Genomic DNA, 19,264 nt, shown 5'->3' on the forward strand with positions numbered 1-19,264 from the left:
TCGACTAGAGGTTTCTCAGGAAGTCGACGCCGTGGGCCAGCGACGCGAGCGGGTCCTCCGGCACGTCGTGTTCGTAGACGAGCCACTCGGCCCCGATGTCGGCGGCCGCGTCGGCACAGGCCTGCATGTCGACCGCGCCGGTTCCGATTTCGACCGGCCGACCGGGGTGTGGGAGCTCTCCCCACTCCTCCAGTCGGACGTCCTTCATGTGGACCTGCGTGCACCGGTCACCGAGCCGCTGGAGCCACTCGACGGGGTCCTCACCGCCCGCGAGGACCCAGCCCACGTCGAGTTCGAAGTCCACGTCGGTCCGTTCGGCGAATATCTCCAGCCCGAGCGCGCCGTCCTCGACCGCCCGGAACTCCTGGTGGTGGTTGTGGAACTGGAGGCCGAGGCCGTGCTCGCCGAGGGCGTCGTCGACCGCAGCCAGCCTGTCGGCGAACGTCTCGACCCGCTCACGAGAGTCGAACAGCTCCGGGCCAGCCCACGGGACGACGACGCTGTCGACACCGAAGCGTTCGCACAGCTCGACCACGGGGTCGAGGTCCGATTCCAGCAGGTCCAGGCTGAGGTGGGGCGGGACCGCCTCGACTCCCGCCGCGGACAGTCGCTCGGCAAGCTCGACGCCCAGGTCGTCGGGGGCTCCCGAGTACTGGATACCGTCGTAGCCGGCGTCGATGACGCGCTCGGTCGTCTCCGCGACGGGGTCGTCGAGTTCACGAAGCGTGTATTGGTTGATTGCGATGTTCATTCTACCTCCACGTTCTCGGGGGCGGGATTTAGTACCCCGTCCTCCACCATCGCCTCCAGTGGGTTATCGTCGATGTCGAGCGGGAACTCGACGCGGCCGCGCTGCCGGGCGGACTCCCACGCGCCGAAGATTATCTCAGTCGCGCGAAGCGCGTGCTCGCCTGAGAGGGCCGGTTGCCGCCCGTCGTCGTACGCCTCGACGATGTGCTCGATAGCCCGCGGAATCAGCGGCCCGAGCCCCATGTAGTGCTCTTCCCACTCGGTTCCATCCTTGTGGCGAACGCGAAGCGTCGGGCCGTCGTCACCCCAGCCCTCGGGGAGGACCTCGATACGGCCCTCGGTGCCGAACAACTGGTTGTGGACCGCCGGCATCTCCTCACCGACACCCGTGCTCGCGACGCCGTAGACACCGTTCTCGTAGCGCCACTGGACGAACGCGTGGTTCTCGTTGTGCGCGCCGTACTTGATGTTCTCCTCGCGGTAGTCGATGGCTCCGAGGATCCACTCGGGGTCGGTCTCGTCGACGTAGTAGTGACAGAGGTCGATGAGGTGGCTCCCGTAGTCGAACAGCTCCGAACAGCCCATCTCGACCCGGGTCAGGTCGCCGATGACACCGTCGTCCAGCAGGCGCTTGGCTTCCATCCACGGGTCGCCGAACCGGCGCTGGTGGTTGAACGTGAGCTGGACGCCTTCTCGGTCGCAGACCTCGGTCATCCGGCGGGCGTCGCCCCACGTGTTGGCCATCGGCTTCTCGCAGTGGATGGCTCCGACGTGCCCGCTTTCGGCGAGGTCGGTGACGATTGCGGCGTGTGTGGGAATCGGCGTACAGACGCTGACGAAGTCGGGCTCGTGTTCCGCGACCATCGCCCCGTAGTCCTCGTAGACGGCTGCGTCGGGGAGGTCGAACTCGCCGGCGAACTCCTGGCCTCGTTCGGTCACGAGGTCTGCACAGGCGACGAGTTCGCACTGTTCGAGTTCCTCGTACCCTCGCGCGTGGTGATACGCCATCCCGGAGTGAGTCCCCCAGTCTGGGTTCTCTGGGTCGGGGCCGGTCCCGACGAAGGCGACGCTAAAGTTTGGCATACGTGGTTGTGGACACGTACCACAGTAATAACGGTTGGGGGTGGGTGTGCGACCCCGGTCTCACTCGTCGCCAGTCCCGTCGATATCGTCTATCTCGTACACGTCCCGAAGCAGCGACTGGTCCAGTCCGGAGAGCAGGCCACCGTCGACGACCAGTTCCGTGCCGGTGACGAATCCGGCGGCATCGGACGCGAGGAACAGGGCCGCGGTCGCGACCTCGTCGGGGCGACCGAACCGGCGCAGTGCGTACTGGTCGAGCCACTTCTGTCGTGCCGAGCCTTCCTCAGCCCGCTCCTCAGACTCCTCCATCTCCCGGCGTCGTTGCTCGGTCTCGATGGTCCCCGGGGCCAGCACGTTGGACCGGATGCCGCGATGGCCGTATTGGGTCGCGATGTTGCGGGAAAGCTGGAGCAGACCGCTCTTCGCCGCCGAGTAGGCACTGAGGCCGATACCGGTCATGCCGTTGACCGACCCGACGTGGACGATTGAGCCGCCGCCCCCGGTTATCATCTCGGGAAGGGCGGCTTTCGCGACGCGGTAGTGCCCGGTGAGGTTCACGTCGAGGTTCTGCTCCCACGTCTCCTCGTCGAGTCTGAGAATCGTTTCGTCGGCAATCGCGCCGCCGGCGTTGTTCACCAGCACGTCGATACCCCCGAAGGTATCGACCGTCGTCGCGACGAGCGCCTCGACCTCCTCGGGCTCGGTCACGTCGCACGCGACACCGACGGCACGGGTGTCGTATGTCGTTTCGATGTCGGCTGCCACCGACTCCACCGTCTCGCTGGAGCGAGCGCAGAGCACGACGTTCGCGCCCGCGTCGGCGAAAGTCTCCGCGATAGCTTTCCCGATGCCACGGGAGGCACCGGTGACGATAGCAGTCCGGTCGGTGAGGGTGAATGGGTTCGAATTCATGACTCGATGGATGCGGGGGTCTCCCGCATCAGCGACCTCCCACGTTGGTCAGGAGGTCGATGTGGTTCTGGCCGTCGACGCCGTTGACCTCGTTCGCGCGCCAGGTCTTCCCGATGATGTCGGGCCGGCCGTCGCCGTTCGCATCGATGACGGTCGCACAGTGGGTGCCGAGGTTCTCGTCGAGCAGGACGTCACGCTCCCACTCGCCGTCCTCGTAGGAGAGGAGGTACCAGCGCGGTTGTGTCTCGACGCCGTCGGTCTTCCTGTTCTCCATCTCGGCGGTGAATATCTCGAGGATTCCGTCGCCGTCGAAGTCGGCGAGCGCGAGGGAGTGCATCGCGCGGTAGTCGGCTTCGGCCGGGAAGAGCACCTCCACGTCCCAGTAGTCGTCGTCGCTCTCGGGGCGTGAGCAGACGGCGAGCCGTGCGCCCGTGTCCTCCTCGCTCTCGGTGACGACGAGTTCGGCTTCACCGTCGCCGTCCACGTCGCCCATCGTGATCCGAGTCTCCGGGTGCCAGTCCAGGTCCGGCGGAAGGACGGGATGTCGCTCCCACTCCGTTCCGTCGCCAGCTACGTTCTCGTACCAGGCCACGGCTGTCACCACGTCGAGCCCGGGTGAGTCCGAGAGGTGGGCTACGAGGGTACCGTCGCCCGGCACCTCGTCGTCGATGACCGTCACTGGCCACTGGCCGGTCGGGTCCTCCTCGGGGATGTGGTGGTACAGCAGTCGCAGTCCTTTCTCTCGCCCGATTATCTCCTCCCGCCCATCGCCATCAAGGTCGGCTGCCAGTATGTCGTGATACCCGAGCGGGCCGGGTTCGGTTACTTTGTGACTCGTCCCGTAGTCGTCGCGGTCCGGAGCCAGAACCACCCAGCGAAGGATACCGTGTTCGTTGTCGCTGCAGACGAGTTCCGGGTTCCCGTCGCCATCGACGTCGAGCGCTACTGCACCGACGTCCGGCCAGAAGTCCGGGAATAGCTCCCGGCGAGACCACTCGCCTGTCCCTGGGTCCCGGTCGTACTGGAACAGGAACCCCTGTTCGTCTTCACGGTGGACCCCACCGATAGTGTACTCCGGATACCCATCGCCGTCGTAGTCAGCGACCGTGACACAGCCCCTGGAGACGTAGCCCGGTTCCGTCGGGGGCCAGCCCCAGAAACAGTCCGTCGTATCGATGAGCGTATGCTCGAATAGCGGGTGCGAACCCATACCAAACTCTTCACTACCACCGATAAATAGCTTCCTCCCGGGGGTCAGATTCAGCCGTCGAGGGCGTACTGCGCCACGGCGTCCATGTCGACCTCGACGCCCAGCCCGGGCCCATCGGGGAGTTCGATACATCCGTCGGCGACGGTGAGTGGCTCGGTAATCACGTCGCCTTCCCAGCCGTAGTAGACCGTGTCCGGCGGGAGCGTGAATCCCGGAACCCCGAGCACGGCGTGCATGACTGCGGCGGTCCGGATGCCGAGGTCGAAGGCACAGTGATGGGTCACCGACAGCCCGGCGTCCTCGGCAATCGCGGCCTGCTGGCGGAGGCCGGCGATACCACCGGCGGGCGTCATGTCCAGAATCGCCACGTCGACCGCGTCCTCGCGGGCGAGCGCGCCGATGTTCCGCGGGATGTAGGTGTCCTCGTTCGCGCCGATGGGCTGGCGCGTGCGGTTCCGAAGGCTCGCGAGCGACCCGTGGCCGTCGACCCGAATCGGCTGCTCCACGTACTGGAGGTAGACGCCAGCGTCTTCGAGCATCGCACACACACGAACCGCCTGGTCCAAAGTCCAGCCCTGGTTGGGGTCGAGCCGGAACTCGAGCTCGCCGTCGACCGCCTCGTGCATGGCGACGATGCGGTCCACGTCGGTCCGCCAGTCCCTGCCTGCCTTGGTCTTCAACACGGAATAGCCCGCGTCGCGGACCTCGACGGCGCGCTCGGCGGAGGTTTCGGGGTCGAGGATGCCGAGACAGTAGGCGCACTCGACGCTGTTCGTCTCGTCGTACTCGTCCTGGTGTTGGCGGTGCCGACGCGAGGCGGACTCGGGCGCGGTCCAGCCCCCGAGCAACTCGTACACGGGCCGGCCGGTGGCTTTGCCGACGATGTCCCAGCAGGCGATCTCGATAGGGGCGAAGAACAGCTCGACGTTCGTGTACTCGATGAACAGTCGTCGACGGAACGCCTCTATCTCGAACGGCGACATGCCGAGGACCATCGGCGCGATGCCCTCCTTGATGAGCGAGACGGTCGCCTCGGGGGAGAGGAACACCCGGACCTCACCCCAGCCGCTGATTCCCTCGTCCGTGTCAACCCTGACGAGGACGCGTTCCATCGAGTAGAGGTTGCCGTGGTTGGTCGTGTAGGGAGCGATACCGTCGACGCCCTCATCGAGGTCGACGAGCGGCACGTCGACTACGTAGGTCTCGATACCCGTGATTTCCATGCCTGAACGTGGATAACACCCAATATAAATACCGGGGTCGACCGGATGCAGGTTTAAATACTCTATGCGAGAAGAGGGTCGTAATGACCGGGAGTTCGAACGAAGCGACACTGCGGTGTCTCACGCTCACCGGGACGCCCTACGAGCGTGGGGTCACGCACGGCGAGGCGTTCAGTGACGAGATCAGCCACAACCTCGATACCTACCTCGAGACGTTCACCTACTGCGGTGTGGAGGAATCCGCTGTGTACGAGATGGCCGAGCAGTTCGTCGACGTCATCGCCACGGCAAACGAGAGCTATTACGAGGAGATGCAGGGAATCGCCGATGCGAGCGACTGCTCGCTGGTCGATATCACCGTGCTCAACGCACGGTACGAGGTTCTCTACGGGGCCTGGCACACGGAGGCAGCGGATCTCGCGGATGGCTGTACGGCTTTCGGTGCCCGTCCGGAGATTACGGCGAATGGGCACACCATCATCGGGCAGAACTGGGACTGGCTCGTTCCACTGTCGACGTTCGTGATGGAGCTTCGCCGAGACACGGCACCAGACATGCTCGTGATGACGGAAGCAGGTATCGTCGGTGGGAAAGTCGGCTTCAATGAGCACGGTATCGGGATGCTGCTGAACGGGCTGGTGACGGCCGACGACGGCGAGGAGCCGTTCAGGACACCCTACCACGTGCGGTTCCGTGAGGTCCTCGACTCGGCACGGTTCGACCACGCCATCGGGGCGCTGTTGACCGAGAACAGGGCCTGTTCGGCGAACGTCATCCTCGGGCACGCACAGGGAGAACTCATCGATCTGGAACTCGGACCGACGACCGCGAACCACATCTTCCCGGACGACAGGACCCACCTGCTGACACACGCCAATCACCTCGAAGGGCCCGAGATGGAGAGTCGACTCGAGATCCGGAGTCCGGATACGCTCTGTCGCTCGAACCGGCTGCGACGGCTGCTTCTGCAGGAAGGGACGGAGCTCTCCGTCGAGGCGGCACAGGCGGTCCTGCAGGACCACTTCGGGCGTCCGAAGAGCATCTGCCGCCACCCGGACGAGACCGAAGACGAACTGGACCGAACACAGACGAAGGGGAGTTTCGTCATCGACCTCACCGAACGGCGGTTCGTCGTGACCGATGGGCCGCCCTGTGAGCGGGAGTACGCCGAACTTCAGCTGTAGACGCGGTCGCGACCCGTACAGCTAAGGTCCCCCTTGCCACTCTGTATCCATGGAGTATACGACACTCGGCTCCAGCGGACTGCACGTCTCGAAGCTCTGCTTTGGAACCTGGCGGTTCAATCAGGAGGCAGCCGACGGGACGGTAGAGACGACCCGGGAACAGGCACACGAGCTGCTCGACACCTTCGAGGAGGCGGGCGGGAACTTCATCGACACCGCCAACGACTACGGCGATGGCGAGTCCGAGCGCTGGATCGGCGAGTGGCTTGCCGAGCGCGACCGCGAGGACTACGTCGTCGCCTCGAAGGTGTTCTGGGCGCAGAACTCACGATTCTCGGAGAACCTCTCGCGGAAGAACATCCGTGCCGAGATAGAGGGCACGCTGGACCGCCTGGACACCGACTACATCGACGTGTACTATCTCCACCGGTTCGACGACGACACGCCGGTCCGCGAGACGCTCCGGACGCTCGACCAGCTCGTCAAAGAGGGGAAGATACACTACATCGGCGCATCCGCGATGGCTGCATGGAAGCTCACCAAGGGGCTCTGGACCGCGGACGTCGAAGGACTGGAGGAGTTCGTCGTCACCCAGCCGCGGTTCAACGCGGCCGACCACCCCCGCGACTACCTAGACGTCTGTGCCGACCAAGACCTCGCGGTGTGTTCCTATTCGCCGCTGCAGGCGGGTATCCTGACCGGGAAGTACTCCGGGAGCGAGAACCCGGACGGCTCGCGTGCCGACCTGAACGGCTGGGAGATGGAACTCTCGGACCGACAGGTTCGGGTCGTCTCTGCCATCGAGTCTGTCGCCGAGGAGACCGAGTCGTCGATGGCCCAGGTCGCCCTCCGGTGGCTCATCGACCAACGAGAGTTCACATGCGTCCCCATCTTCGGGGCCAGGACCGTCGAGCAGATGGAGGAGAACCTCGGTGCGGTCGAGGTCTCGCTCTCGGACGAGCAGTTCGACCGCATCACCGACGCCTACGGCGAGCCAGACGACGAGTAAGTCAGTCGGGGACCCGGCTCACCGGGACGGGTCCAGCAGCAGTTTGATGTCCCGTTTCTCTCGCAGTCGCTCGAACGCCGTCTCCCACTCCGTCAGCGGGAGCGTATCAGTGATGATGTCGGAGACGTGCAGGTCTCCCGCCTGAATCGCCTCGACGGCTGCCGGGAGCGTGTCGCTGTCACCGCCCCAGCGGCCGCGAATCTGGATGCTGTGGTAGGCGACCCGTCGCATGTCGATATTCCATGGGCCATCTCCGAGTGCGTTGCAGACGACTCGACCGCCCGGCGCGACGTGGTCGACGGCGGCCTCGATGGCTGGCGGCGCACCGGACGTGTCGAACCACACGGTCGGCGGTTCAGCCTCGATGGCTGCCAGTGCTTCCTCGCCGAAGACGAAGGTCTCGTCGGCACCCATCGTTTCGGCGGTTGCTAACCGAACGTCGACGTCTGCGTCGGTTCCCAGGACGACCACCGACGACGCGCCGTCCATCTTGGCGATGTTCGCGACGAGGAGGCCGATGGGTCCCGGGCCGGATACGACGACCCGTTCACCTGTCTCCAGGCCCGCGGTCTCTCTGACCCACGTCATCGGGCCGATGACGGTCTCGTACTGGGTCGCCTCCGCGAAGCTGATGTCGTCCGGGAGTCGCCAGACGTTCGCCGCCGGGGCACGCACGTATCGTGCGAAGCCACCATCGGCCCCGACGCCCGGGAACGGGTTCCAGGGTCGGCGGTACCCTACCCGGTCCCCCACGTCGAACGTGTCCACGTTCTCACCGACCGCATCGACGATACCGCTGAACTCGTGGCCGAGGACGACAGGTGGGTCACAGGGGTGTGTTCCCGCTTCGATGTGTAGGTCGCTTCCACAGATACCACAGACCGCGACCTCGATTCTGATGTCGTCCGGGCCGATATCCGGAATCGGTACGTCACGGAGTTCGAGCGCGCCTTCGCCTGCTTCGGTCTTGACGAGTGCTTTCATTAGTTGTCCTCTGGATACCGGTTACTCGCCCGGTTACGTGCTCCGAGAGTCGCAGACCGGTGACTTCTAGCTTCCGGCGGGCGCGGCGGAGGTACTTGCGAACCGCGTGGCGAGCCCCGGTCGGTGGGGCAGCGGTACGATTATACCCTGGCTCGCTGTACTCTGCTCGATGCGGCATCCAGACCACTCCCCACCTATTCGGAGGTATCCGTCCAGATGACGGACGAACCGACCCAACTCCAGGAATCGGCGTTCAGTACGCGACTCGAGCCACTCGGACGGATTCTGGAAGACCGGTACCACTACATCTGGGGCTGTTCACCGATCTATGGCCCTGACGGCACGGTACACGTCTTCTACTCTCGCTGGCGACGCAAGCACGGGATGATCGGCTGGCTCATCGACTGCGAGATAGTGCATGCGGTCGCAGACCACCCCGCAGGCCCGTACCAGCTCGTCGACGACCCTGTCGTCCTCGCGGGGGCGGGCGGGGACAACTGGGACGGCGTCACCGTCCACAATCCGGAGGTCCACGAGGTGGACGGCGGCTACGTGATGCTCTACGTCGGGAACAGCCTCGCGTACAGCCAGAACCTGGTCGAGCGGACGAAGATCGGGATGGCGTTCGCGGATTCGCTGGACGGCCCGTGGACGCGACACCCCGACAATCCCATCATCGACCGGGGCGAGCGTGGCGAGTGGGACAGTGTCTCGGTGGACACGCCCTCGCTGCTCGCCCATCCCGATGGTCGGTACTTCATCTACTACCGGTCCTGGACGGGCCGCGACAGCGACGTCAGGAACGACACCATCGGCGTGGCAATCGCCGAGGACCTCCTTGGGCCATACGAGAAGCACCCCGAGAACCCCATCATCGACCCGCGGACTCTCACCGACCAGCGACCCGTCGGCGTCGAGGACCCGTGTGCCTTCGTGGAAGACGGGACCATCCACCTGCTCACCCGAGACTTCGGCGTGCAGTCGGGGCGCTCCGGATTCAGCCCGTGTTCGGGGCTCCTGTTCAGCTCCGAGGATGGCATCGACTTCGCGATGCCGCCCGAAATCGGCTACCACGAAGCCGAACGGTACTACGGGGAGGCCGAGAACGACCACGACCTGATTCGGTACGGACGGTTCGAGCGGCCGAAGGTCCTGATGGAGGACGGCCACCCGCGATACCTGTTCAATGCCATGCGGGGTGGCCCATTCGGGACCGCCACTGGCCACGTGTTCGAGGTCGATTCGCCATGATTGGTGGAGAGTGATACATCGGCCATGAAGATTCGAACGCTTCGCCCAGAGGACGTTCCAGCTGCGTTGGCGCTGTCGACACAGGCAGGCTGGAACCAGCTCGAAGCGGACTGGACCCGCCTGCTCGACCTGGCACCCGAACTCTGTTTCGCGGGTGTCGTCGACGGGGAACTGGTCGCGACGTCGACGCTTGTCTCGTACGACGAGGTGGGGTGGGTCGGGATGGTGCTCGTCGATGAGAGCCATCGCAGACAGGGATACGGGATGGAGATATTCCGTCAGGCTCTGGACGCCGCAATCGAGGTGGGCCTCGAGGTGGTCGGCCTCGATGCGACAGACGCGGGCCGGGCGGTGTACCAGAACGTCCAGTTCGTCGACGTGGCCCCCATCACACGGTGGCAGGGTGAACTCACCGTGCCACCGGCCACCGCGTCATCCGCGTTCGATGGAACCCCCCCTGTCGTGCGGGATCCACCAGTCGCTCGGCTTCGTGAACTCGACGAGCAGGCGTGCGGTGTCGACAGGGGCGACCTGTTGTCTCGGCTGCTGTCCGAGGAGGGAACGGTGGCGTTCCAGGCCGCGGACGACCGGGGGTACGCGATAGTTCGACCGGGTCGAACACACTGGCAGGTGGGACCGGTCATCGCGAGGGACGGGCAGACATTGGAGGCGTTGCTGGAAGCGGTGGCCGACTCCCTCCCGGATCGACGCGTCATCGTCGACGTGCTCGGCGAGTCGGGATACGCGACGGAACTGGGTCGGTTCGGGCTGACCGAGCACCGGCACCTGACGCGCATGACGCATCAGGCCTCGAACCCGGCGCTCATGGGTGATGCCGTCGTCGCGGCGGCCGGGTTCGAACTCGGGTGACGGCTCCAGACTGCCTCTTGATTCCGCGGTTTCGGCCGCGCCAAACGCTAAGTAGCCACCCGACCTCCTCCGGGGTATGACTGCAGCGACAGCCGATTCGCCGAACGTCATCGTCATCCATCCCCACAACCTCGGGCGGTACCTCGGGTGTTACGGGAAACAGGTGGCGACCCCGAACATCGACGCGCTCGCGACCGAGAGCATCACGTTCGAGAACTACTTCTGCACCGCTGCGCACTGTTCGCCAGCACGCGGAAGCATGTGGACCGGCCGCTACCCGCACCGGAACGGCCTCATCGGGCTCGCCCATCTCGGCTGGAGCCTGCACGACGACGAGCGGACACTGGTCGACTTCCTCAACGACGAGAGCTACCGGACCTACCTCTTCGGCCTCCAGCACATCTGCGGGGACGCCGAGGACGTTGGCTTCCAGCACGTCCAGGGGTCGACCCACGAGTTCAACGTCGACGAACCGGCCGAGACGGTCGCCGAGCGCGTCGAGGCGTTCCTCGAGAGCGACGAGGCGGACGACGACGACCCGTTCTTCGCCTCTGTCGGCTTCTCCGAGGTGCACCGCCAACCACTCGTCGAGCGCTGCCTGGACTGCGGCTGGACGTTCGACCTGCCAGGGTATGGAGCCGACGACCCCGACGAGGTCGAGCCGCTCCCGTACCTTCCGGACCGACCGGGAATCCGCGAAGACCTCGCGCACTTCCACGGGATGATACACGCGGTCGACGACGGGGTCGGTCGCATCGTGGATGCGCTCGACGAATCAGGGCTCGACGACGACACCATCCTGGTGTTCACGACCGACCACGGCATCGGCTTCCCGCGGGCGATGGGAACCTGCTACGACCCGGGCGTCGAGACGTTCCTCATCGTCCGGTGGCCCGGCACCACCACGCAGGGGGCCCGCGATGACCACCTCCTCTCGCACGTCGACTTCCTGCCCACGATGCTGGACCTCGTGGGAGGGCAGGAACCGACCGACATCGACGGTCGGAGCTTCGCCCCGCTCGTCACTGATGAGGGCTCGTACGAGCCACGAGAACGGCTCTTCGTCGAGTTCACCTGGCACAGCAAGTACAATCCGATGCGGGCGGTGCGAACGAACCGCTACAAGTACATCCGGAACTTCGGCGACGTACCGCTGGTGTATATTCCCGCCCCGCTGTTCTCTGCCGCCGCCGGCAAGGAGGTTCGCGAGGAGTTCTACGGCGAACAACGCCCGGAGGAGGAACTGTACGACCTGCAGGCGGACCCGAACGAGATGACGAACCTCGCCGACGACCCGGCCCACCAGGAGACGCTACAGGAACTGCGTGGCGTGGTCGACGAGTGGATGGTCGAGACCGACGACCGGTTGCTGGAGGGCGACTGGCCGCCCTCGGCGAAGCAACTCGAACGCATCCAGAAGTCTCCCTGGGTACCCCGCGACGTCGACGAGTTCTGTTGAGTCGGCGCTGCCGACCCGTCACTCCCCGCGGGTGTACTCGTGGACCGCCCGGAGAATCGTTTCGAGTTCGTCACCGAGGAGCTCCGCGATGACCTCACCTTTCTCGGCGGACGCGAGTTCCGGCGCGCCGATGGCACCGCACTCGGAGTACTCATCGAACCCGCGGTAGGACGCGAGTGGGCCACCGGCGAACATGTCCGAGGGGCCGTGGTCGTACTCGGTCTCCCACGAGGTCGCCTCGAAGCGGTCCTCGTGGACGAGGTCGGGGTAGAGGTACTGCATGAGCGAGGTCTCGAACTCGCCACCGTGGGCCATGCCCCCGAGGTCGCTCTCCCTGATGTCGTCGATGAACGACCCGGCGAGCTGGAAGTAGGTGAGGCCCAGGACCTCGGTCTCCGGGTGGGCGACGCCGATGGTCGAGACGGCACCGTTGACCAGCGCGATGTTTCCGCCGTGGCCGTTCAACAGGAGTATCGCGTCGAAGCCGTTCTCGAGCGCCGAATCGGCGACCGATTCGAGCAGGCCCAGCAAGCCCTCGAATGTCGTCGTGATGGTCCCACCGAACGAGAGATGATGTGGGGAGTAGCCCGACCAGACTGGGGGCGTCACGAGAATCGGGACGTCTCCCTCGACACGGTCAGCACCGAGGTTCGCGACCGCGTCGACGAGCAGCGTATCGGTCGCGACCGGCAGATGATGGCCGTGCTGTTCGATGCTGCCGACGGGGACGATGAGGATCGAACCCGCGGATTCGGCCGTTTCGAGGACTTCCGGGTAGGTGCGGGCTGCCCAGCTGTGACTGGACTCGAGTGAGTCGAACGCCATGCGGCAAGAGGGGTGCGGGTCGACTTAACCGTTGGCCCCCGTACGTTTATGCGCTACCGAATCAATCTCTGGACAATGCCAGCCGTCTGGACGTATCCATGGAACCTCTACGCCGAGGGTCCTGACGACGCATTCGCCACGCTCCGAGAGCACGGTATCGACACGGTCAACCTCGCCACCAGCTATCACTCCGTTCGGTCGCTGAACCCGCGGACACCCGACCACCTGTTCGTCGAACGGCCCGGTGGGCTGTACTTCGACCCCGGTGATGCGTTCGCCGAGGTTCCAATCACCCCGCGCGTGGACGATGGAGCCGGCGTCGCCGACCAGCTCGCCGACCTCTGTACTCGCGCCAAGGCCGAGAACATCACCGTGAACGCCTGGACCGTCTGCCTGCACAACTCGCGCCTCGGTGCGGAGAACCCCGATTTCCGGATAGAGAGTGCCTTCGGCGATGCGCACGACCACTCGCTCTGTCCATCGCACCCGGCGGTTCGAGCTTACTTCGCGGCTCTCACGGGCGCGATCGCCACCTATGATATCGGCGAGATACAGCTCGAATCCGTCGGCTTTCCGGGCGTCTTCCACGGCCACAGTGACACCTTCGGCCACGACAAGCGGTCCGTCCTGACGAGCACGACGGAGGAGGTCCTCCTCTCGCAATGTTTCTGTGCGGGCTGTCGCGAGACTGCGACGGACCTCGATATGGGCGCGGCACAGACGCTCGTCAGAGAGCTGGTGACCGAGGCGATGGCGAGCCCGCACGACGGGCTGCCATCACTGGAGGCCCTGACTGTCGAGTACCCGCTCCTCGACGACCTCTTCTCCTTCCGTGCGTCTGTCGTCACGGAGTTGGTCGAAGCCATCGCCGACGCCGCGGGCGACGTGCCGGTGAACTACTACGTCGGTGAAGCGTTCGGGTTCGACGTGGCGGACCTCTGGCCGACCGGCGTCCGACTCACCGAGCTCGCAGGGCACGTCGACCGCTTCACCGCCCTCTGTTACGTCTCTGACCCCACGGTAGCCAGGCGCCGACTCGCCAGCGTTCAGGCAGTCGTCGACGAACCGGTCGACGTCGGGCTGACGCTGGACCCCGAGGCCGTCCCCGACGCTGACACACTGGCAACTCTGGTCGAGGCTGTCCGAGCCGAGACAGACGGTGACGTGTTCGTCTACCATCACGGGCTCGCGAGCGACGCACAGCTGGAGTGGATTGCCGACGCGTTCAGGTGATGAACCGACCGGGAGAGCGGGTTTCTACTCGGTGAATTCGGCCGTGCCGAGGCTCGCTGGCTCCTTGACACCGAGCATCCCGCCGCCGTAGGTACGCCAGTGTTCGCCTCGCTCGGCCTGACGGTCGTGCTGCGCGATGGTCAGGGAGAGCCGGGTACCGGGGGCTGGGTCGAACTCGTGGCCGAGTTCCGACCACGGTATCGCATAGGCGAACTCGGTCCGTCCCTCGCCGTCGTCCGGGAAGTGTTCGACGCGCATGTCGATATCGGTAACCGAGCGAGAGGCCTCGTCCGAGGGTTGCATCACGTGCCAGAGGATGGGTCCCTCGAACGTATCACCGAAGTTCAGCTCTACGAAGTTCGACGCGCCGGTCGGCGCGCCGGGGGCCATCCCGACCTGAAATGCGTCGTTGTCCCAGACGATCTTCTCGGTCCCGATGAACTTCTCGAAGTGGGAGTTCTGGACGGCAGCCGCGAAGTAGAACTGCTCCTCGTCCCACCGGAGCCAGATATCGCCCTCGCCGGTATCCCCCAGCCAGGCGTCGAAGTCTTCCAGTGGGACGGTCGGCGCGCCCAGTGACGAGAGGTCCGTGACATCGATGGACCCACGCTGAATCGCGAGCGTGTCGAACTCCGGGGTCGTGGTGGTCGCGGTTTCGGTAGCTGTCGGGGTCGCTGTCGCCGTCTCGGTGGGGGTCGCTGACGCAGTTCGTGTGTCGGTCGCCGTCTCGGTACCGCCGTCATCGGCGGCTCCCGAACACCCGGCCAGTCCCGCAGCACCCATCGTCAGTAGCCCCATCTGAATCGCCCGTCGCCGTGAGATCGTCCGCTGTCGCTCACGGGGTCGGTCCGCTGGAACGTCGTCTCCCATTGCTACACGATGCCAATACGCAGGCATAAAGATTCGTGTCACCCGAACTATTTTTCTCGAAACGCGCACTCGCTGTCCGGCGGCTGGTGCTCCCCGGCGATAGCGTTTTGCTGCCGGTAGGCGAAGTAGCGGCATGCGATTCCTGCTGGTGGACATCGACTCGTTGCGCCCGGACCGACTGGGCTGCTATGGCTACACTCGCGACACCGCACCGACCATCGACGCCATCGCCGAGGAGGGGGTACGGTTCGACCGGTGTCACGTCTCCGATTCGCCGTGCTTGCCCAGTCGAACCGCCCTCGCGACGTGCCGGGTCGGGGCGAAGACGGGCGTGGTCACCCACTACGGCTCCGGCCAGTGGTACGACGAACCCGGCGAAGGACACCAGCAGGACCCCGAGCGGCCGCTCTCGTTCCGGCACCTGATGGAACACGGCATCCGGACCGTGACCGTCACCGGGTTCGCCCAGCGCCACCTCGCCCATCACTTCACCGCGGGCTTCCAGGAGCACATCCAGCCGACGCCGCTTGCCGGACTCGTGGCCCAGGAGGACGGTGCAGACGTGACGGCTGCAGCGACCCGCTGGCTCGACGCGAACGCGAGCGACGACGACTGGTTGTTGCACGTCAACTACTGGGACGTCCACCACCCGTACCTGGGAATCACGCCCTACGTCGACGACGTTCGAGACTCCGGCCCGCCAGCAGCCTGGCCCGACCAGGACGCCATCGACGCCCAGCAGGGCGGGACCGGTATCCGGACCGCAGACCTCTGGCCTGTGCCGGGGAACATCGACGACGAGGGGATATCGGCGCTTCGCGAGGAGTGGCCGTTCCCCGAGCGAATCGCCGACAGGACTGACGCGACCCACCTCATCGACGGGTACGATGCGGCGATTCGACGGGTCGACGATGAGGTCGCGACACTGCTGGCGACGCTCGACGCCCACGGCGTCCGCGATGAGACGTGTATCATCGTCACCGGTGACCACGGGGAGGCGTTCGGTGAACACGGTATCTACGCGGAACACGCGTTCCCGGACCCCGCCTGCCAGCGCGTGCCCTTGGTCGTCTCGTGGCCGGGCCTCACCGATGCTGCGGCCGGAACCGGAGTCGACGACCTGTGCTACCAGTTCGACCTGCTGGCGACCATCTGTGACGCCAGTGACGTCCCGATTCCGGCAGGCTGGGACGCCGAGCCATTCACGGCCGCACTTCGGGGAGAACCTGATGGCGGCCGCGACTCACTCGTCTGTGGGCACGGCATCTACACCTTCGGACGCGCAGTGTACCGCGACCAGTGGGTGTACATCCGGCTGCTCCATCCCGGCGTGTTCTCCATGCCCGGACAGTACAACGACCCCGCCCTGCCTGAGGGGGGATTGGAACTCCTCCACGACCTCGACGCGGACCCGCACATGACCGAGAACCTCGTCACCGCCCAGCCCGAGGTCACGGCCGAGTTGCGGACTGAACTCGACCGCTGGACGGCCGAGGTCCTCTCTTCTGTCGACGCTGCGGGCGAGGACCCGCTCGCCAGAATGGCCGTCGAATCGGGCCCGTTCCTGTACGTCGACCCCGAGGAACTCGCCGAGTACTACGCGGCGAACGGGCGAACCGAGCAGCAACGGGCTATCGTCGACCGTGCGAGGCGGTATCCGCCCGGTGCAGGCGACTGACGGCGAGGGCCATCACGCCAGCTCCAGCTCGCGAACCTGCTCGAACGGAGTCGCAGTGATATCGAGGTCGAAGTCGTACCCGAACGGAGCCTCGACCACGGAACCGATGTCGATTCGGCCATCGGTCACGTCGACCGTCGGGACACCCACCCCTTGCGGCCGGTAGAGGTCACCGTGTGTCGCTAGGATTTCCCTCTGCTGTTTGTCCGGGAAGTCCGCCAGCCCGTGGATGTAGTGGTGACCGTTCCGTTCGACGTGACCGAACCCGAGCGCCGAGACGACGGCGAGGTCTTGCAGGAGCCCGACCGGTCCGACGGTCGTCAGGTCCTCGGCACTCATGACGTATCGTCCCTCGCCAGACCGACGCCGGTGTTCGAGAAGGCATGCGTTCACGACTCCGCGGAACACGCCCTTGCAGTTCTTGTGACTGGTGCCGGCGTAGCCAACGTCGAGCGCGTCGCCGAGACGGTCGTCCCTGTCGTCTGATTCGTCGATGATGACCGGCGGCCGGTCAGTCCACCCGTCGAAGACACGGGCGGTCGCACCGGTGAGGGCCTCGTCCCGATGGAGTGGCTGTTCGACGTACGCGGTTCGGCCGACCATCTCGGAGAGGGCGTCGACGTCAGCGATGGTTCGCCAGGCATCGCGGAACGATTCGGCGTCCTCGTACGACTCGTTCGCATCGAGGGTAACGGTCGGCGACGTGACCGCGGAGATGACCTCCCAGACGTCGGTGAGGCGGTCGACGTCGGCGGTCACGTCCCCGCTGAGTTTCACCTTGAAGTGGTCGAGGCCCTGGGACTCGATGTACGATTCGAGCGAGTGTGGGAGTCCGTCGTCGACGCGGTCTCCGGCTGGTACGTCAGTTCGCCGCAGGGGGTCGGTGAACCCGACGGTGTGTCGCAGTGCGACCGAGTGAAGCGGTGGTTCGGAGAGCGCGACCGTCGGGCGAACCCCGGTCAACTCGTCGTAGATCTCCCCCGGTCGGATACCGAACTCACCCGCCTGGAGGCCGTCGGAGAACGAGTGACCGTTCTGCCGACAGACCGCATCGATAACTGCTCGTTCGACCATACTCACGCCGAATCCGTACTCGAGTGCCGGGGTGTGGGTTCCCGCGTAGTGGTCCGCCTGCGCGGCCGAAACTGCCTGCTGGAGCGCGAACGCGGACCCGACGGGATTCAGGTCGAGGGCGGACCGACACGCCGTCGCGACCGTCTCGACCATCTCCGCAGCTCCTGTTTCGTAGGACCGGTCCCGGTCCTTGACGAACCACGGGGCGATGAGGTTCTCTGCGGCGAGTCCCTGTGTTCGCCGACCATCGACATCGATGTCGAGGGCCAACAGCAGGTGTGGGACGCGCCGAACCGTCGCGTTCCCGAAGTGGAAGGGGATGCGTAGGGCGAGGTCGATGGTGGCTCCACGGGTCGCGACAACGTCGAGCATTGCACCTCGTACCGTCGAGAACGACATAAATAGACAGGGTAGAGGAAGGGACGATCCACCGCACCCATATCTTTAAGCCCCGATTTTCCAAAGCAGGAGTATGCCCCTGGAGATACACTACAACGTGTTCGGGAGCTTCCGCCCTCCCGGCGAGGATATCGACCTCGCGCGGGACGCCGTCGACGCGGGCTTCGACGGCATCTGGATCGGTGACCATTTCCTGCCGTGGCTGGATTCCCGTCCCTACGCACATCACACGCTCGCGTGGCTCGGCTCGTTGATGGAGGCCGTCCCGAAAGTGCCGGTCGGAACCTCGGTGACCTGTCCGACGATGCGGTATCATCCGCCAGTGCTGGCACAGGCACTCGCGACGCTGGACAACGCGTATCCGGGGCGACTGGAGTTCGGTGTTGGGGTCGGCGAGGCGGTCAACGACGCGCCGTTCTACGATGGTGACTGGCCGGAGTGGGGCCAGCGCGCTGGAATGCTCATCGAGACGATTCAGCTGATGCGGGCGCTCTGGAAGTCCGAGGAGTACCAGTCTCACGACGGGAAGTACTACCAGTACGAGGACATCCGGCTCGCGACGCGCCCTCGCTCAGACCTCCGGTTTCACTGGGCGGGCTGGGGCCCGCAATCGTGTCGGTGTGCGGGGAAGTACGCGGGGAACATCCTCACCGTCGCCCCGCCGGCGTTCATCAGGGACGAACTCATGCCGCCGTTCGAGGAGGGCTTGCGCGAGGCCGGGCGTGACCCGACAGCTGCCGATGTGACGACCGAGTTCACCGTCAACGTCGGAGACCCCGCCGACCTCGTGGCCGAAGTGCGAGACCGCGGTGAGTACGTCCCCGACGAGACGGAACTCGACACGCCGGACCCGCGCGTCATCCAGGAGGTGGCCGACAGACGTCTGGCGGAGAAGAGCGACGACGAACTCGTCGAGGACTACCGGATGACCCGAGATGCTGGTCGCGTCATCGACGACCTCGAAGCTCTAGAGGCTGCTGGCGTCACGCGTGTCCTCGTCGGGTCGGTCTGTGGGGACCCGCGGGATACCATCGACCTCTTCGAGGACGAGGTCTTCCCACACTTCGCCTGAGACGGCCCAGTGGTGGGCCATCGGGACTAGCCGTCCTGGGCGTTCAGCTCTGTGGAACAGAGTTCACTATTGTGTCCCAACTGGTTCTCGTCTTCACGTGCGGACGAGCCGGAGATGGCTCGAAAGCGACACTCCCGGAATGCGGGTCCGGTGTGGCCCGTGAGTCGATATCGTAGTT

At 65.4% G+C, this 19,264-nt stretch carries 17 protein-coding genes; 8 read left to right on the plus strand and 9 right to left on the minus strand.

Annotated features, from left to right (window positions below; all coding sequences use genetic code 11):
- Positions 1 to 4: 4 nt before the first annotated feature.
- The 5 genes from N6C22_RS18590 to N6C22_RS18610 are packed head-to-tail and all read right to left on the minus strand — an operon-like array spanning position 5 to position 5,178.
- Positions 5 to 751: a sugar phosphate isomerase/epimerase gene (locus tag N6C22_RS18590; RefSeq protein WP_261652693.1), complete on the minus strand. Its 747-nt coding sequence runs from the start codon at positions 749 to 751 to the stop codon at positions 5 to 7.
- On the minus strand, positions 748 to 1,833 hold the full coding sequence (locus tag N6C22_RS18595; protein WP_261652694.1) for a Gfo/Idh/MocA family protein: 1,086 nt from the start codon (positions 1,831 to 1,833) through the stop codon (positions 748 to 750). Before N6C22_RS18595 ends, N6C22_RS18590 begins: the two co-directional genes overlap by 4 nt.
- Before the next feature lie 60 nt (positions 1,834 to 1,893).
- The gene (locus N6C22_RS18600) at positions 1,894 to 2,745 is read right to left on the minus strand and encodes an SDR family NAD(P)-dependent oxidoreductase (protein WP_261652695.1); all 852 of its coding nucleotides are present in this window, start codon (positions 2,743 to 2,745) and stop codon (positions 1,894 to 1,896) included.
- Between the two features lie 28 nt (positions 2,746 to 2,773).
- A complete protein-coding gene (locus tag N6C22_RS18605; RefSeq protein WP_261652696.1) occupies positions 2,774 to 3,955 on the minus strand; it encodes a VCBS repeat-containing protein in 1,182 nt (393 codons plus the stop codon).
- Between the two features lie 50 nt (positions 3,956 to 4,005).
- Positions 4,006 to 5,178: a mandelate racemase/muconate lactonizing enzyme family protein gene (locus N6C22_RS18610; protein WP_261652697.1), complete on the minus strand. Its 1,173-nt coding sequence runs from the start codon at positions 5,176 to 5,178 to the stop codon at positions 4,006 to 4,008.
- A gap of 83 nt (positions 5,179 to 5,261) precedes the next feature.
- Here N6C22_RS18610 and N6C22_RS18615 point away from each other — a divergent pair, with 83 nt between their 5' ends.
- Together N6C22_RS18615 and N6C22_RS18620 are read left to right on the plus strand one after the other, a co-directional pair.
- Complete coding sequence (locus N6C22_RS18615; RefSeq protein ID WP_261652698.1) at positions 5,262 to 6,362, plus strand: C45 family peptidase; 1,101 nt, start codon at positions 5,262 to 5,264, stop codon at positions 6,360 to 6,362.
- Between the two features lie 49 nt (positions 6,363 to 6,411).
- The gene (locus N6C22_RS18620) at positions 6,412 to 7,371 is read left to right on the plus strand and encodes an aldo/keto reductase (protein ID WP_261652699.1); all 960 of its coding nucleotides are present in this window, start codon (positions 6,412 to 6,414) and stop codon (positions 7,369 to 7,371) included.
- A gap of 18 nt (positions 7,372 to 7,389) precedes the next feature.
- Here N6C22_RS18620 and N6C22_RS18625 read toward each other — a convergent pair whose 3' ends face one another.
- Positions 7,390 to 8,355, minus strand: coding sequence for a zinc-binding dehydrogenase (locus N6C22_RS18625; RefSeq protein WP_261652700.1), 966 nt, complete (start codon positions 8,353 to 8,355; stop codon positions 7,390 to 7,392).
- 216 nt (positions 8,356 to 8,571) lie between these two features.
- Here N6C22_RS18625 and N6C22_RS18630 point away from each other — a divergent pair, with 216 nt between their 5' ends.
- From N6C22_RS18630 to N6C22_RS18640, 3 genes are all read left to right on the plus strand, one after another.
- Entirely contained in the window at positions 8,572 to 9,606 is a 1,035-nt protein-coding gene (locus tag N6C22_RS18630; protein ID WP_261652701.1) for a glycoside hydrolase family protein, read from the plus strand.
- Between the two features lie 24 nt (positions 9,607 to 9,630).
- Positions 9,631 to 10,476, plus strand: a complete 846-nt coding sequence (locus N6C22_RS18635) for a GNAT family N-acetyltransferase (protein WP_261652702.1) — start codon at positions 9,631 to 9,633, stop codon at positions 10,474 to 10,476.
- A 76-nt stretch (positions 10,477 to 10,552) separates the two neighbouring features.
- On the plus strand, positions 10,553 to 11,935 hold the full coding sequence (locus N6C22_RS18640) for a sulfatase (protein WP_261652703.1): 1,383 nt from the start codon (positions 10,553 to 10,555) through the stop codon (positions 11,933 to 11,935).
- Between the two features lie 18 nt (positions 11,936 to 11,953).
- Here N6C22_RS18640 and N6C22_RS18645 read toward each other — a convergent pair whose 3' ends face one another.
- On the minus strand, positions 11,954 to 12,760 hold the full coding sequence (locus N6C22_RS18645) for a creatininase family protein (RefSeq protein WP_261652704.1): 807 nt from the start codon (positions 12,758 to 12,760) through the stop codon (positions 11,954 to 11,956).
- Between the two features lie 75 nt (positions 12,761 to 12,835).
- Here N6C22_RS18645 and N6C22_RS18650 point away from each other — a divergent pair, with 75 nt between their 5' ends.
- Positions 12,836 to 13,993, plus strand: coding sequence for a hypothetical protein (locus N6C22_RS18650; protein WP_261652705.1), 1,158 nt, complete (start codon positions 12,836 to 12,838; stop codon positions 13,991 to 13,993).
- Positions 13,994 to 14,017: 24 nt separating this feature from the next.
- Here N6C22_RS18650 and N6C22_RS18655 read toward each other — a convergent pair whose 3' ends face one another.
- A complete protein-coding gene (locus tag N6C22_RS18655; RefSeq protein WP_261652706.1) occupies positions 14,018 to 14,863 on the minus strand; it encodes a hypothetical protein in 846 nt (281 codons plus the stop codon).
- Between the two features lie 133 nt (positions 14,864 to 14,996).
- Between N6C22_RS18655 and N6C22_RS18660 the strand changes: the two genes are divergently transcribed.
- A complete protein-coding gene (locus tag N6C22_RS18660) occupies positions 14,997 to 16,541 on the plus strand; it encodes a sulfatase (protein WP_261652707.1) in 1,545 nt (514 codons plus the stop codon).
- A gap of 12 nt (positions 16,542 to 16,553) precedes the next feature.
- Here the strand turns inward: N6C22_RS18660 and N6C22_RS18665 are convergent, their stop codons facing one another.
- Complete coding sequence (locus tag N6C22_RS18665) at positions 16,554 to 17,987, minus strand: enolase C-terminal domain-like protein (RefSeq protein ID WP_261652708.1); 1,434 nt, start codon at positions 17,985 to 17,987, stop codon at positions 16,554 to 16,556.
- A 100-nt stretch (positions 17,988 to 18,087) separates the two neighbouring features.
- On the opposite strand from N6C22_RS18665, the gene N6C22_RS18670 reads away from it, so the two are divergent.
- Positions 18,088 to 19,086 (plus strand): LLM class flavin-dependent oxidoreductase, encoded by a 999-nt coding sequence (locus tag N6C22_RS18670; RefSeq protein WP_261652709.1) that lies wholly within the window; start codon positions 18,088 to 18,090, stop codon positions 19,084 to 19,086.
- Positions 19,087 to 19,264: the final 178 nt, after the last annotated feature.

The organism is Haloarchaeobius sp. HME9146 (genome assembly GCF_025399835.1).
Classification (GTDB): Archaea; Halobacteriota; Halobacteria; order Halobacteriales; family Natrialbaceae; genus Haloarchaeobius.